The organism is Pedobacter psychrodurus (assembly GCF_032678585.1).
Taxonomy (GTDB): Bacteria; Bacteroidota; Bacteroidia; order Sphingobacteriales; family Sphingobacteriaceae; genus Pedobacter; species Pedobacter psychrodurus_A.
This window is the reverse complement of sequence record NZ_JAVTSN010000080.1, coordinates 1-14,658: the sequence shown is the minus strand read 5'-3', so window position 1 is coordinate 14,658 and position 14,658 is coordinate 1. Positions and strand designations below refer to the sequence as shown.

Below are 14,658 nucleotides of genomic sequence, written 5' to 3'. Positions count from 1 at the left end.
GTTGGTTTATTCGTTCATTGGTCATTAGTTCATTAGCCATTTGTCAATAGTTTATAGAAAAGAAGCCGTAACCGACTTGTAACTAACAGATTGGTTAATTAATGCCAAACGCCTGGCGTTACACTCCAAACCTATGAAAGCTTAATGGCAATTGAGTGAAATCTGTGTTTCCGTGGCTGAAAAATATTTAACTTGAAATAAATTTTGATATCTGATTTGTCTATCGTAATATTGCGATATAAAATTATGGGACTTACTAAAACCGAAATCTTTACTGAAGAACAGAACCAGATGGCAGCGTTATTAAAAGCGATGGCCCATCCTGCACGAATAGCCATTCTTCAGCGCATCCTTAAATCAAATACTTGTATCTGTGGCGATTTGGTTGACGAACTGGGTTTAGCCCAGGCTACCATTTCCCAACATTTAAAAGAACTTAAAAATGCGGGCATTATACAAGGTACTATAGAGGGAGTGAGCATTTGTTATTGTATCGAACCTAAAATGTGGAAATTATTACAAACACAACTGGGCGATTTCTTTGCTTCATATAAAGGCGAGCAAAACTGCTGCTAAAATTTTTTACTCAAATCAATCGTTAAATTGCAATATTATGATTAATACATCGTCAATCGAATGGAGCAGCTTCAAAGCTGAACTTCAACAACATCCAGAGCTGGTATTACAGTTCCAATATGCTCCTGGCAAATGGGTAAGTGCCAATTATCACATCACCGAAATTAAACAGGCACCAATTGTTTCGGTCGACTGTGGAGGGGTAATGAACGCCTGGACTGAAATTATTGTACAGTTATGGGAACCTACGGAAGAAGAAGAAGCGGGTAGGGCCATGCAGGTGAAAAAAGCATTATCCATTATCCATCTGGTAGAAAGTAAAATGCCATTAAACCCCAATGGAATCGTAAAAATTGAATTCGGTAATTCGGTGTTTGATACCAGACAGATGTTCCCGGGTGAATTTAAAATTGATGGCGAGAACCTGATTTTAGATTTAACACCCGATGCTACCCAATGTAAAGCCATTAACCGGGGCGGAAGTTGCGGTACCACCGAAACAGGTGAAGAATGTTGTGCGCCCGCTCAGCCAATAAAACAAAAAGTCGAATTGGCTAATCTCGCTGCTGTTCAAAATAGTTGTAGCCCTGAAAGTGGCTGCTGTTAATCATTTAAAATTTATAAAAATGAAAAATGTATTGGTGCTCTGCACCGGAAATAGTTGCCGAAGTCAACTGGCAGAAGGTTATTTGAAACATTTTGCTCAAAATAAAGCCAAAATCTACAGTGCAGGGATTGAAGTTCATGGTGTCAATCCAAGAGCTGTACAAGTGATGGCCGAAGATGGAATTGATATTTCAGATCAAACCTCGAACAATATCGAGGAATACTTTGATGTTGCTTTCGATTATGTAATTACAGTTTGCGATCATGCAAAGGAAAGTTGCCCGTATTTCCCAACTCAGGCCATAAAGCTGCACCATAACTTTCCGGATCCTGCAAAAGCTGTTGGTACCGAGGAAGAAATCATGAACGATTTTAGAAATACAAGAGATCTGATAAAGGTTTATATGGAAGATTTTGTAAGCAAAAATTTAAAAGGATAAAGATGTCTGCAAATGTTTGTACTCCGGCAGTTCAAAGGAAACACCTCAGTTTTTTAGACCGTTATTTAACGCTTTGGATTTTCTTAGCCATGTTGTTGGGGGTAGTCTCAGGCTTTTTATTCCCATCATCAGCAGTCTGGATCAATTCATTTTCGAGTGGGAGTACAAACATCCCTTTGGCCATTGGATTGATCCTGATGATGTACCCGCCTTTGGCAAAAGTTAAATATCAGAACTTAGGTGCAGTATTCAAAAATGTAAAAATATTGACTGCTTCGCTTATTTTAAATTGGGTAATTGGTCCATTTTTGATGTTTTTCCTGGCCATTGCTTTTTTACGGGATTATCCTGAATATATGGTTGGTTTAATTATGATCGGCTTGGCCAGGTGCATTGCAATGGTAGTGGTGTGGAATGAACTCGCCGATGGAAACCGTGAGTACGCTGCAGGTTTAATTGCCTTAAATAGTATTTTTCAGGTTTTGCTTTATAGTGTTTTCGCATATTTCTTTATTACGGTTTTGCCACCTTTTTTTGGCCTTAAAGGTATTGCCATAGATATTTCTATAGTAGAAATTGCAAAGAGCGTAGGCATTTATTTAGGCATACCATTTGTTTTGGGGATCTTAAGTCAGAAAGCACTAATCAAGTGGAAAGGTGAAGAATGGTTTTATTCCACATTTGTGCCGATGATTTCTCCGGTCACCTTAATCGCCTTGTTATTTACAATAGTGGTGATGTTCAGTTTAAAAGGTGAATTAATGGTTCAGATTCCAATGGATGTACTTCGGATCGCCACACCATTAGTGATTTATTTTGCCATCATGTTTGTGATCAGTTTCTTTGCAGGTAAGTATTTTGGTGCCGATTATGGTAAAAGTACCGCCATTGCTTTTACAGCAACTGGCAATAATTTCGAACTGGCCATCGCTGTAGCTATTGGTGTATTCGGGATCCATTCTGGGCAGGCATTTGCTGGTGTAATTGGCCCATTAGTAGAGGTGCCCGCATTAATTGCTTTGGTGAATCTGGCGCGATGGTTTAGGAAGAAATATTTTGAAGCATAAACTCAATTTTTAAAATATGTGAGTTAATTCCAATCATGTTATAATCAATTTGAAGAGAAGCTAAAATAAATTATTGGCAGATTTCAGGAAGAAGGGGCGTCATTGCGAGGTACGAAGCCTGCCTGCTGCAGGCAGGCAATTTTGCAACTATCGCTATTAGCGGGCGCATTAAGATTTCTTTCCCGAAAAGTCGGGGCAGGCTGTCGGCTGAAAAAGCCTTCTCACAATGACGATTCCTCTCATCCAATAACCGTATTAAAAACTTTCGGTCATTCAATTAGCCTTTTATGACCTCTAATTTAAATATTAAGCACTAACCTCGCCAAAATTTGTTGCAGTAGCCAGATATTTCCAATTGGCCATATCTCTTTGTACATCAGCAATTTTTGCATCAGCCACCTGGTAAGCATCGGGGCCTAAGAACAAATGAAGCGGTGGGTTTTCGCTTTTGGAAGCTTCGATAATTACCTCAACTGCTTTGGCCGGATCGCCTGGTTGTTGGTTATTGATATCGTTCTGATGTGCTGCCTGCGAATCGCGCACTTCTTTATAGGCATCGATCGGAGAACTTGGCACCGCTAATGATCCTTCGGTAAGAAATGCTGTCCTGAAATAACCAGGTTCCACAACCGTTGCTTTTATACCCAATGATTTTACTTCAGCAGCCAACGATTCCGTAAAGCCAACTACCGCAAATTTTGTAGCGCAATAGATTCCGAAACCAGGGAAGTTACCTGAAAAACCACTGATTGAAGAAATATTGAAAATATGACCAGATTGTTGTTTTCTCAACTGTGGCAGTACCTTCCTGATTACATTTAACGAACCGAAAACATTAACGTCGAAATTTTGACGCGATTCCTTGTCGCTTAATTCTTCTAAAGCTCCAAGCATTCCGTAACCTGCATTGTTTACCACTACATCTACCTGACCGAATTTACTGATCGTTTGACGTACTGCCGCTTCTACACTATTCTCGTCAATAAGGTCAACAGCTAAGGGTAAGAAGTTTTCGTGCTCACCAACAGCTTTTGTTAAATCGTTCAGATTTCTCGAGGTGGCAGCAACGTTATTGCCATTACTTAATAATGTTTTTACTAATGTTAATCCCAGACCCTTGGACGCGCCTGTTACAAACCAAACTTTTTGATTTTCCATGATATTATTTTTTCTAAATGAAATGAGTTGATTGGCAGACAGTCACAATAAATATCACCACTGCCGCCTTTTTTGATTGCTTATGCTAGGTTAGCATTGCTTAGTTGTCGAAATCTGTTGAAATCGTAATGGCTTTCCAGTCTTTGAATTCCTTTTGTAGCGCTTCTACTTTGCTGTTTGCTCTTTGGAAAGCATCGTTGCCGAGTAGCAAATGAACTGGTGGATTAGGCATACTGGCCAAAGAGATCATTGCAGCAGCAGCTTTCTCAGGGTCACCAATCTGTTGACCATCCATATTTAAATACTTCGCGTGTGTTGCCCTTACTTCTTCGTATTCAGCGATAGGCTTGGTTGCCAATATCAGCGAGTCGGCAGTTAAGAAACTGGTTCTGAATGCACCAGGTGCCACAACCGTTACTTTTATACCAAATTCTTTCAGGTCTTCGGCCGATACTTCTGATAATGCAATTACTGCCGATTTAGTTGCCGCATAAATTGCCCAGCCTGTTGCGCCAGCAATCCCAGCGATAGACGCGATATTGATGATATGCCCAGAACGTTGTGCCCTTAAATAAGGTGATGCTTTTCTGATGACATTTAACGTTCCGAAAACGTTAACATCAAAACTGTTGCGTGTTTCAATGTCGCTCAATTCTTCTATACTGCCTCCGATACCGTAACCCGCATTATTGATTACGACATCAATTTTTTCGAATTTTGCAATCGTATCCTTAATTGCCGCCTCTACACTTTTTTCATCTGCCAGGTTAACCGCTAGTGGAAGGAACTTTGCGGTTTCAGCAGTTACTACATTTTTAAGTTCATCAATATTTCTTGAAGTGGCGGCAACAAATTGGCCAGCTTTAAGCAATTGATGTACTAAACTTAATCCTAAGCCTTTTGAAGCTCCGGTAATAAACCAAACTTTTTTCATGCCCATAGTTTTATCCTTTTTTGTTAAGACAAAATTACAGCACAAATCCTTTTAGCTTATTACGTTAATCAAACTGATGATTACGAAATTCAAACAATTCGATAAGAAGTAGGGGTATGTTTGGTCAGTTTTTTGAAAAAGTTGTTGAAATGGGTCGGTTCTTCAAAGCCCAGGCAATAACCTATTTCTGATATATTCCAGTCGGTGTGTTTCAATAAAGCCTTTGCTTCGCTTAACAAACGTTCGGTAATGTAATGTGTAGTGGTTTTGCCAGTGGTTTCTTTAATTGCGCGGTTTAAATGATTTACATGTACTGAAAGTTGAGAGGCATAATCTTTGGCCGAACGCATAGTAAACCTTTGCGTCGTGGTTTCGATAGGAAACTGACGTTCCAACAACTCCGTAAAAACAGAGGTAATTCTGGTGTTGGCATCCGTATGTTTGAATAAATTTTCAGAGGGCTCTGTTTTTAAAGCAAAGTGGGTGATTTCTGTAATGTAATTGCGGAGCAGATCGTATTTATAGATGTAGTCAGTATTGATTTCCTCGAACATCTTGGCGAAAATAGCCTCTATTTGCTTGTCCTGCTGCTCGTTTAAAATATATGCAGGTTTTCCGCCATGGGTAAACATCGGCAAATCGCCAATGTTGCCACGGATCTTTTCCGTGAAAAAAGCCTCCGTAAAAATGCAGAAATAACCTGTTACATCACTTTGTTTGCCAGTGGCCAGCTCCCATGTGTAAGGTACAAGTGGATTAAAAAAGATTAAAGCCGTGCCATTAATTTCGATGCTTTTATCCGCATAATGATAAACGTTATGGCCGCGGGTAAGACAGATTTTATAATAATCCCTGCGGTTATAGCTCATTGGTTTATGATCGTCCCTTAAACAATCTTCCAATTTGAAAACGTTAAAGTGCCCTACACCGTTTTGTAGATTATCGGGTAAGAAACTGAATTTGTTCTGGTAAAAGTCTTCAATGGTTTCTGGCTTATTCATAATAACAAAGTTACAAAATTCAAACGTAAAACAAATAATCTCCTTTGTGCTGAGTAAGCCTTCATCATCAAACCGTATGTTCTCATCTAAAAGGAGATTGTAATGATAAATAAATTTGCATTTAATATACCGACTGGTATATATTTGTGCTGTCAATTAGAAACAATATGACTAAAGCAGAAAAAACAAGAAATTTCATTGTAGAGAAAACCGCGCCTATTTTTAATATGAAAGGTTATGCGGGTACTTCTTTAAATGATATTACCGCTGCTACAGGTTTAACCAAAGGCAGTATTTACGGTAACTTCGCTAATAAAGATGAGGTGGCATTGGCGGCTTTTGATTATAACCTGAAAAATGTATCGTCCAGAATTGATGCTGAAATGAGTAGACAAGACAGCATAAAGGATAAACTTTTGGTGTATATCAATATTTACCAAAAATTTATTGATGGTTCAGCATCAGAAGGCGGATGCCCGGTATTAAATACGGCAATTGATGCCGATGATACCCATCCGGAATTGAGAGGGAAAGTTTTGAAAGCTGTTTTAAACTGGAAAAACAAAATTGCTAAACTGGTTGAATTGGGGATTGCCAATAAGGAATTAAACGCAGATAACAACCCGGAACAAATTGCTTTAACCATCATAGCCATGGTGGAAGGAGGCATCATGATTTCGAAATTGACAGCAAACACAGAATATTGGAGCCTTATTATGGACTCTTTGAAAAAATATGTAGATGGCCTCGGCTAAAAATTTTTAACCTAAAATATACCGATTGGTATTTTAACATGAAAAGAACCAGAACAATAACCTGGGATGATCCCATGAAAGGCGCAAAAGAAGCCATGCAAATGGATGGTATCGATTATTTACAGGCAATGAGCGATGATAAATTCCCTTTGCCACCACTTTTGCATACCCTTGATTTTAGCGTAACCCAAATCGAAAAAGGTAATGTGGTTTTCGAATTTACACCACAGGAATTTCACTATAACCCGATCGGAACCGTTCACGGTGGCGTAATCACTGCCATTTTAGATTCGGCTATGGGTTGCTCGGTACATTCGCTTTTGCCTGCCGGAAAGGGATATACCACTTTAGAACTGAAAGTGAATTTCTTAAAAGCCATCACTATCAAAATCGGAAAATTAAAAACCATAGGCAAGGTGATCAATCTCGGTGGCCGGACTGCTTTAGTCGAAGCGCAATTGCTGGATGAAAATAATATTATTTATGCCCACGCGGTGAGCACTTGTTTAATCTTAAAATTTTAATAAAATATACAATGAAAACTTCACAAAATACCGTTTTATTGATCGGCGGAACAGCTGGTATCGGTTTAGAAATCGCAAAACAATTAACTGCATTAGATAACCATGTTATTATTACCGGTAGAAACCAGGAAAGGCTAGATGCGGCAGCTGCCTCACTAGAAAATGTAACCACCATTCTTTCTGACGTGAGCAAAGCTGAAGACGTTGATCAATTGGTGAACAGAATAAAAGCAGATTTTCCTCAACTGAATATCGTAATTAATAATGCTGGAAGAGCAATCCTGTATAATTTAGCCGATCCAGAACAGGATGCTTTTGCTAATGCGGAAGATGAAATGTTGACCAATTATTTATCGATCATCAGGATTAATCAAAAATTACTGCCCGTTTTAAAACAACAAAGCGAAGCCGCAATCGTAAATGTTTCCTCTATCGTGGCCTATGTTCCTGGCATTACTTTACCAACTTATGCGGCCAGTAAAGCAGCGCTTCATTCTTACAGTACATCATTGAGGTTAAGTTTGGAAGAAACATCCGTTAAGGTTTTCGAATTGGTGCCGCCATTGGTGGATACCGAATTTTCTAAAGAAATTGGCGGCCATAATGGAATCAAACCCGCTGTTGTAGCTCATGACCTGTTATCTGCTTTAGCCAATGATACGTTTGAAATCAGGGTGGGTGATACGGCTAAAATTTATGAATTATTCAGACAATCGCCCGTCGATGCTTTAAATGTGATGAATGCAAACAGAAAAGCCTGGATCGATTCAGTCGAAAACTAGCTGTTATAGCCGGAATAAAAAGAAGCCGTTATTTTATTATGACGGTTTTTACTATTGGAATAGTTACTTTCGCGGCATGAAGTGTAAATCCTGGGTTTAGGCCGGCCTCAGTTGATTATCATTATTATCCTGGTGTGTTGATAACATCATTATTTGTTGTAAATAAGCTTTGGAAGATAATCATAGACCGGTTTTTATTTAGGTGGATTGACTAAAAAACAATAAAATGAAAAGAGTAGTAGTAACAGGTTTAGGTGCTATAACCCCATTGGGTAATACTGTTGAGCAATTTTGGCAACAGATATTGGCTGGTAAAAGTGGCATTGGTCCAATTACAAAATTTGATTCGAGCAAATTTAAAACACAATTTGCAGGTGAGGTAAAGGGTTTTAATCCTGAAGATTACCTGGAGAAAAAAGAAATTAAAAAGTATGATCTTTTTACCCAGTATGCAATCGGTTCGAGCGATCAGGCCATAAAAGATGCAGGACTGGATTTCAGCGCAATGAGCAACGATCAATTGGCAGAAGTTGGCGTGATCTGGGCAACCGGAAACGGTGGTATCGGTACTTTCGAAGCGCAATTGGAAGAGTTCCATGCAGGCGACGGGACACCAAGGTTTAATCCTTATTTCATTCCAAAAATGATTGTGGATATTGCAGCGGGAGCCATTTCCATCCGTCACAAGTTGCGTGGCCCGAATTATTGTACTGTATCTGCCTGCGCATCATCTAATACCGCGATTATCAACGCTTTCGATACCATCCGTTTAGGTAAAGCAAGTGTAATGATTGCCGGTGGCTCTGAAGCTGCCTTAACTAAATCATCGGTAGGTGGCTTTAATGCGGCTCAGGCTTTATCTAAAAACAATGAAGATCCCCAAGGTGCATCTAAACCTTTTGATAAGGATAGGGATGGTTTTGTAATGAGTGAGGGTGCGGGTGCATTGGTTTTAGAAGATCTTGATCATGCATTGGCACGTGGTGCACATATTTATGCTGAAATTATAGGTGGTGGAATGGCTGCTGATGCTTACCACTTAACCGGAACACCTCCTGATGGAATTGGCGCGGCTTTGGGTATGACTAAGGCTTTAAAAGATGCTGGAATTTCGGCTGATAAAATTGATTATATCAATGCGCATGCTACTTCAACTGGCTTGGGCGATTTAAGTGAATTACAGGCAATTAATACTGTTTTTAATGGCTTACCTGTAGTGATTGGCGCAACCAAATCGATGACCGGGCATTTGCTAGGTGCAGCAGGAGCGGTAGAAAGTGTAATTAGCGTTTTATCCATCAGGGATAATATAGTACCGCCAACTATCAACACCAAGAATTTGGATGAAAATATCCCAAAAGGATTGAATATTATATTGGGAGAGCCAATTAAAAAAGAAATCAATTATGTTTTGAATAACACATTCGGTTTCGGTGGACATACGGCAAGTACGATTTTTAAAAAGTATGAGGCTTAATTAGTTTTTCTTGATCATGATGATGAAGTGTTTGGTGGCTCACCAAACACTTTTTTTGTTTTAGGTTCATTAGTCCAAGCCGTGTTTCATCCACAAAGTTCCTCTTCCTGTCATTCTGAACGCAGTGAAGAATCTTTATCATAACAGTGCTTAATGTAGCTACCGCAAGAGAAAGCAGAGATTCTTCGTTGCGCTCAGAATGACAGAACATTTACTGGCCTTAGCGTCTCTAATGCTATTATGTTAAGGGGTTTTAGCCACAGATGCGCACAAATAAACACAGATCTTTATATCCCCGCCTGAACGGCTGGGCAGGTGTGTGCATCCTTTTTATCTATGGTTAAATCATGTTTACTTATATCTAGAGCTTAACTTAATGACATTGTTAGCATCTCGCTAAGACCTTTATTTTTTAGCCACGGAGGCACGGATAACACTGAAAATTTAATTGGTAATGGTCTTCGACTACGCTCAGACTGACAAATCCGTTTAGTTTTTTACTATGGGGTAGAAACCAATGACCAATGGCTAATGAACCTACTTATCCATCAATAAATTCACCAATTCTTTTAATTCCTCTATTTCAAGTTCCAGCTTTTCAATTCTGTTTTCGAGTTCAGTAGGGTCAAACTGCGGAGCGGCTGGTACTTCGGTTTCTGGTTCGGTGGTGGTTTCGGCCTGTTCGCCTAAAAGATGAATAAATCGGGCTTCTTTCTGTCCGGCTTTTTTTGCCAGTTGCTTTACAAATGCGGGTTCCTCGTCAGATAGTTTTTGAAGCTGTTCCAAAACTTCTTCTATACTTTCAAACTCATATAACCTTCCCGAGTTACTGTTAATCTCGCCAGGTGTTAGCGGTCCGCGTAAAAGCAATAAACAGATGATGGCGAGCTCCGAAGGCACTAAAGGATATGCTATGGCGAGATTATGTTTGTATTTAGTTGCCCTGCTTGATCCTCCTGTAGCAGTGGAGATTAAACCTTTTATTTTAAGTTGATTTAGTGTTAAGGTGATGGTTTCCTCATCGTAATTGACCACCGGGTTTCTCGAGCTTTTTTGGTTACACGCAGCCGTTAAACTATTTAAAGTCATTGGATAATAATCGGGTGTAGTTCTGCTTTTTTCTATCAACGCACCTAAAACACGTTGTTCTTCTGCTGATAAATCGGGTAGTGGTTTTACATTGTCCATGTTATAAAAGTATACATTGGTTGAACATTTTAAAAATTATTTTGTTAATGATTTATTCTTAGGGAGTTATATAAAAATATTACTGAATAGAACAATTCTAAATTTCCAAATGGCTAAAATTTGAGGTTTAGAATCACGAACTTAGGAAAACATCCGATATCTAAATATTTAATTATGAAATCTTCTGATCAGAAACCAAATCAGGGCGATAGCAGGCGCGATTTCCTCAAAAAAAGCTCTGTGATCACAGCGATTGCCTTAACACCGGGAGTGGCTGTTAAAGCTGCAGAAAGCAATGCTGATGAACGTTTTGCCGAACTTTTCGAGAAAATACCTTTAAACCTTAGCGTAAATAATAAAGCGTATAAAACATCCGTAGAGCCGAGGGTAACACTTTTAGACTACCTGCGTGAAGAACTGCATTTAACGGGAACTAAAAAAGGTTGCGATCATGGGCAGTGTGGGGCCTGTACCGTACACGTTGATGGCCAAAGGGTAAATTCTTGTCTGAGTTTAGCTGTGATGAATGAAGGAAAGAAAATCACCACCATAGAAGGTTTAGCTAATGGCGATACTTTACACCCCATGCAGGCTGCATTTATTAAATACGATGGTTTTCAGTGTGGTTATTGTACACCCGGCCAGATTATGTCGGCTGTGGCTTGTGTACGCGAAGGACATACCAGTTCAAGAGCAGAAATAAGCGAATACATGAGCGGAAATATCTGTAGATGTGGTGCTTATCCAAATATTGTTGATGCAATTGTCGAAGTGAAGGAAGGAGGCGCAACGGTATGATCAATTTTCAATATTTAAGAACAACCACAGCAAAATCTGCCATTGCCTTATTGGTAAAAGATAAAAATGCCAAATTCCTGGCGGGTGGTACAAATCTGATCGATTTAATGAAAAGAGGAGTTACCGCACCCGAAAAGCTCATCGATATTAATCACGTTCCATTAAAACAGATTGAACAGATCGGCAATAAAATCCACATTGGTGCTTTGGCTTCTAATACCGCAGTTGCAGATCACGCACTGATCAAAGAGAAGCTGCCATTACTCTCGTGGGCTTTACAGGCTGGAGCATCGGCGCAACTCAGAAATGTGGCAACCGTTGGTGGCAATATGATGCAACGTACACGTTGTGGCTATTTTTATGATACCGAAATGCCTTGTAACAAACGTCAGCCAGGTACTGGCTGTGGTGCTATGGAAGGTTTTAACCGTATGCACGCCATTTTCGGAACTTCAGCCCAGTGTATTGCCGTTCATCCAAGTGATATGTGTGTAGCACTTACTGCTTTAGATGCCGAAGTGGTGTTGGCCAACGCCAAAGGCGAACGAAGGATGTTATTTAAAGATTTTCATCGCTTAGTAGGAGATACTCCACAGTTAGACAATAACTTAAAAGCGGATGAAATGATTATCCGGTTGGAAATCCCATTGAATAATTTGGCCAAAAACTACCATTACCTTAAAGTTAGAGACCGTACATCTTATGCATTTGCCCTTGTTTCTGTAGCGGCAGCATTTGAAATCAACAACAATAAAATTACCGATGTCCGTTTGGCAATGGGTGGTGTTGCACACAAACCCTGGCGTTTAACGGAGTCAGAAAATTTCTTAAAAGGAAAAGAGGCTACTTTATCGAATTTCGAACAGGCTGCTCAATTGGCCATGAAGGATGCCAAAGGTTTTGGAGGTAATGACTTCAAACTTAAACTGGCACCCAATACAATTATTGAAGCGTTGAATCTTGCAAAATCAAAAGCTTAAGTTATGGAAAAGAGAATTTTAAAAGATGATAACGACCGCGTAGATGGCTTTTTAAAAGTGACCGGACAAGCTAAATATTTCGCAGAATATGAGCTGCCTGGTTTAACCTATGGTGTTTTGGTAACGAGTACCATCACTAAGGGGAAAATTACGGCATTGGATACCAAGGCAGCAGAAAAGGCGCCCGGTGTAATTGCGGTGGTTTCGCATCTCAATAAACCATCGGCAGCAGCTTACGAGCAGGAAGGCGGTCCACAGATGAAGATTTTTTATACCGATAAGGTTTTTTATAACGGGCAGCCGATTGCAATTGTGGTGGCCAATACCTTCGAGAGGGCCACTCATGCCGCTTCATTGGTTAAAGCAACTTATGCCAAAGAGGAATTTAATACGGATTTTGAAAAGGCTTTAAAAGATCCTAAAGCGAAAAAACTTCAGGGACAGGCCGATTATAAACGTGGAATAGAAAATGCCTATAAAACGGCAGAAGTTAAGCTAGAGGAACGATATTTTTTGCCTATCGAGACGCATAACCCGATGGAACTTCATGGGATTATTGCCGACTGGCGACCCAATAACCAGCTTACCGTTTACGCGAAAACACAAGGCGTTAAGGCTACCCAGGGAACCATCGCAAATGTTTTTAAAATTCCGATGGAAAACATCCAGGTTAATTCGGAATTTGTAGGTGGTGGTTTTGGTATGGCTTTACGCACCTGGCCATTGGAAATTGCAACGGTAATGGCCTCCAAGCACATCGGTAAGCCTGTAAAAGTGGTGATTACCAGAATGCAGATGTTTACCATGGTGGGTAACCGGCCAGCTGCGATACAAACCATTGGTTTGGGGGCAGATAAAGATGGTAAGTTAACAGGGATCACACATAGGGCTTATGGCGAAACTTCTACTTACGAGAACTTTACCGAAGGGGTAGTGAACATGGCCAAATTTATGTACCAGTGTGATAATGTAAATACATCTTATGCCATTGTTCCGGTTGATCTTGGTGTGCCAATATGGATGCGTGGCCCGGGAGAGGCAACAGGTGCCTTTGCTTTAGAAAGTGCCATTGATGAAATGGCACATGCACTTGATATGGATCCGCTGAATTTTAGGATTAAAAACGATCCTGAAACCGATCAGCAAAAGAATAAACCTTTTTCGAGCAAGAATATTAAAGAAGCTTATCAAATCGGTGCAGAGAAAATAGGCTGGAGCAACAGAAAAAACAAACCAGGTAGTTTGGTAGAAGGCCCATGGCAAACGGGTTATGGGGTAAGTATTGGTGTATTTAATGCCAACAGGGGCAAAGCCAGCGTGAAAGGGATTTTAAAGGCTGATGGAACATTGCTTTTACAAAGTGCAACAAGCGATATTGGTCCCGGAACAGGGACTGGTATGACTTTAATTGCCAATAAACTGATGAAAATTCCGGTAAACAAGATTACGTTCGAATTGGGCGATTCTTCTTTACCACCGGCACCCAGCCAGGGTGGTTCGGCAACTTTATCTACCGTAGGTTCTGCGGTGAATGATGTTTGTGTTGCACTAAAATCAACTATAGCGGAGTTAGCGGCAAATTCAAATATGGATGCTACAGCCAATTTTGTGGATGTACTGAAGAAAAATAATCTTCCTCAGATAGAAGTTACCAAAGAAAGCCAAGGAGGAAAAGAACGGGATAATTATTCCATGTATTCCTTTTCGATCCACTTTGTGCAGGTAAAAGTTCATGCGTTAACTGGAGTAGTGAAAGTGAGTAAAATCGTTTCCGTTGGCGATTCGGGCACAATCGTAAGTCCGAAAACGGCCCGAAGCCAGATGCTTGGAGGTGCTGTTGGCGGCATAGGGATGGCTTTAACCGAAGAATCGATTATCGATCACCGTTATGGAAGATACATCAATAATAATTTTGCCGATTACCATGTTCCGGTGAATGCCGATGTGCCAGAAATTGACGTTAATTTTATTAATAAACCCGATCCTTATATCAACCCAATGGGTGCAAAAGGGATGGGCGAAATTGCATTAATCGGTTTTTCTGCAGCAGTGGCCAACGCGGTTTTTAATGCTACAGGTAAAAGGATCAGAACATTGCCGATTACGCCAGATAAGATTTTAGCATAGTTATTCCAAAGAAGTCATTTTTTTGAAAACTTGAGTCTTAATACAAATTTGTCATCCTGAGGGATAATTTATTTTATAAAAATCAATATGATTGACGTATAAATTATTTTTTTTCCTGCTGCTCCGTCTTGCTTCGGCTCGCCGCCGCCGAAGGGCTCTTTCTTTTTGGCATCAAAAAGAAACAAAAAATGCCGACTGAAAATTTTTCTTTGGAAGCCAGTAGAGTGGCTTGGTCTGTGGGGCCC

General features: G+C 40.0%; 15 protein-coding genes. 11 read left to right on the top strand and 4 right to left on the bottom strand.

Features of this window, described 5'->3' with window-relative positions:
- Nucleotides 1–246 precede the first annotated feature (246 nt).
- Genes R2S57_RS29370 through arsB form a run of 4 tightly spaced genes read left to right on the top strand, consistent with a single transcriptional unit; the run spans nt 247 to nt 2,689 of the window.
- Nucleotides 247–576, top strand: a complete 330-nt coding sequence (locus tag R2S57_RS29370) for a metalloregulator ArsR/SmtB family transcription factor (protein WP_316848472.1) — start codon at nt 247–249, stop codon at nt 574–576.
- Nucleotides 577–613: 37 nt separating this feature from the next.
- The gene (locus tag R2S57_RS29365; RefSeq protein ID WP_316848471.1) at nt 614–1,183 is read left to right on the top strand and encodes a DUF6428 family protein; all 570 of its coding nucleotides are present in this window, start codon (nt 614–616) and stop codon (nt 1,181–1,183) included.
- A 19-nt stretch (nt 1,184–1,202) separates the two neighbouring features.
- Complete coding sequence (locus R2S57_RS29360) at nt 1,203–1,622, top strand: arsenate reductase ArsC (RefSeq protein WP_316848470.1); 420 nt, start codon at nt 1,203–1,205, stop codon at nt 1,620–1,622.
- Nucleotides 1,623–1,624: 2 nt separating this feature from the next.
- Nucleotides 1,625–2,689: an ACR3 family arsenite efflux transporter gene (arsB, locus tag R2S57_RS29355; RefSeq protein WP_316848469.1), complete on the top strand. Its 1,065-nt coding sequence runs from the start codon at nt 1,625–1,627 to the stop codon at nt 2,687–2,689.
- 306 nt (nt 2,690–2,995) lie between these two features.
- Here the strand turns inward: arsB and R2S57_RS29350 are convergent, their stop codons facing one another.
- The 3 genes from R2S57_RS29350 to R2S57_RS29340 all read right to left on the bottom strand — a co-directional run bounded on the left by R2S57_RS29350 (nt 2,996) and on the right by R2S57_RS29340 (nt 5,782).
- Nucleotides 2,996–3,847: an SDR family oxidoreductase gene (locus R2S57_RS29350; RefSeq protein WP_316848468.1), complete on the bottom strand. Its 852-nt coding sequence runs from the start codon at nt 3,845–3,847 to the stop codon at nt 2,996–2,998.
- Between the two features lie 100 nt (nt 3,848–3,947).
- Nucleotides 3,948–4,781, bottom strand: a complete 834-nt coding sequence (locus tag R2S57_RS29345; RefSeq protein ID WP_316848467.1) for an SDR family NAD(P)-dependent oxidoreductase — start codon at nt 4,779–4,781, stop codon at nt 3,948–3,950.
- Nucleotides 4,782–4,870: 89 nt separating this feature from the next.
- Nucleotides 4,871–5,782: a helix-turn-helix transcriptional regulator gene (locus R2S57_RS29340; RefSeq protein ID WP_316848466.1), complete on the bottom strand. Its 912-nt coding sequence runs from the start codon at nt 5,780–5,782 to the stop codon at nt 4,871–4,873.
- A gap of 167 nt (nt 5,783–5,949) precedes the next feature.
- Here R2S57_RS29340 and R2S57_RS29335 point away from each other — a divergent pair, with 167 nt between their 5' ends.
- The 4 genes from R2S57_RS29335 to fabF all read left to right on the top strand — a co-directional run bounded on the left by R2S57_RS29335 (nt 5,950) and on the right by fabF (nt 9,320).
- Entirely contained in the window at nt 5,950–6,537 is a 588-nt protein-coding gene (locus tag R2S57_RS29335) for a TetR/AcrR family transcriptional regulator (protein WP_316848465.1), read from the top strand.
- A 38-nt stretch (nt 6,538–6,575) separates the two neighbouring features.
- Complete coding sequence (locus R2S57_RS29330) at nt 6,576–7,061, top strand: PaaI family thioesterase (RefSeq protein WP_316848464.1); 486 nt, start codon at nt 6,576–6,578, stop codon at nt 7,059–7,061.
- An 11-nt stretch (nt 7,062–7,072) separates the two neighbouring features.
- Nucleotides 7,073–7,843: an SDR family oxidoreductase gene (locus R2S57_RS29325; protein WP_316848463.1), complete on the top strand. Its 771-nt coding sequence runs from the start codon at nt 7,073–7,075 to the stop codon at nt 7,841–7,843.
- A 226-nt stretch (nt 7,844–8,069) separates the two neighbouring features.
- The gene (gene fabF, locus R2S57_RS29320; RefSeq protein WP_316848462.1) at nt 8,070–9,320 is read left to right on the top strand and encodes a beta-ketoacyl-ACP synthase II; all 1,251 of its coding nucleotides are present in this window, start codon (nt 8,070–8,072) and stop codon (nt 9,318–9,320) included.
- 537 nt (nt 9,321–9,857) lie between these two features.
- Here the strand turns inward: fabF and R2S57_RS29315 are convergent.
- Entirely contained in the window at nt 9,858–10,508 is a 651-nt protein-coding gene (locus R2S57_RS29315; protein WP_316848461.1) for a YceH family protein, read from the bottom strand.
- A gap of 174 nt (nt 10,509–10,682) precedes the next feature.
- Here R2S57_RS29315 and R2S57_RS29310 point away from each other — a divergent pair, with 174 nt between their 5' ends.
- Genes R2S57_RS29310 through R2S57_RS29300 form a run of 3 tightly spaced genes read left to right on the top strand, consistent with a single transcriptional unit; the run spans nt 10,683 to nt 14,413 of the window.
- Entirely contained in the window at nt 10,683–11,306 is a 624-nt protein-coding gene (locus tag R2S57_RS29310) for a (2Fe-2S)-binding protein (protein ID WP_316848460.1), read from the top strand.
- Nucleotides 11,303–12,286 carry a xanthine dehydrogenase family protein subunit M gene (locus tag R2S57_RS29305; RefSeq protein ID WP_316848459.1) on the top strand — a complete coding sequence of 328 codons (984 nt, stop codon included), beginning with the start codon at nt 11,303–11,305 and terminating at the stop codon, nt 12,284–12,286. The genes R2S57_RS29310 and R2S57_RS29305 overlap by 4 nt, the downstream gene beginning before the upstream one ends.
- A gap of 3 nt (nt 12,287–12,289) precedes the next feature.
- On the top strand, nt 12,290–14,413 hold the full coding sequence (locus tag R2S57_RS29300; protein WP_316848458.1) for a xanthine dehydrogenase family protein molybdopterin-binding subunit: 2,124 nt from the start codon (nt 12,290–12,292) through the stop codon (nt 14,411–14,413).
- Nucleotides 14,414–14,658: the final 245 nt, after the last annotated feature.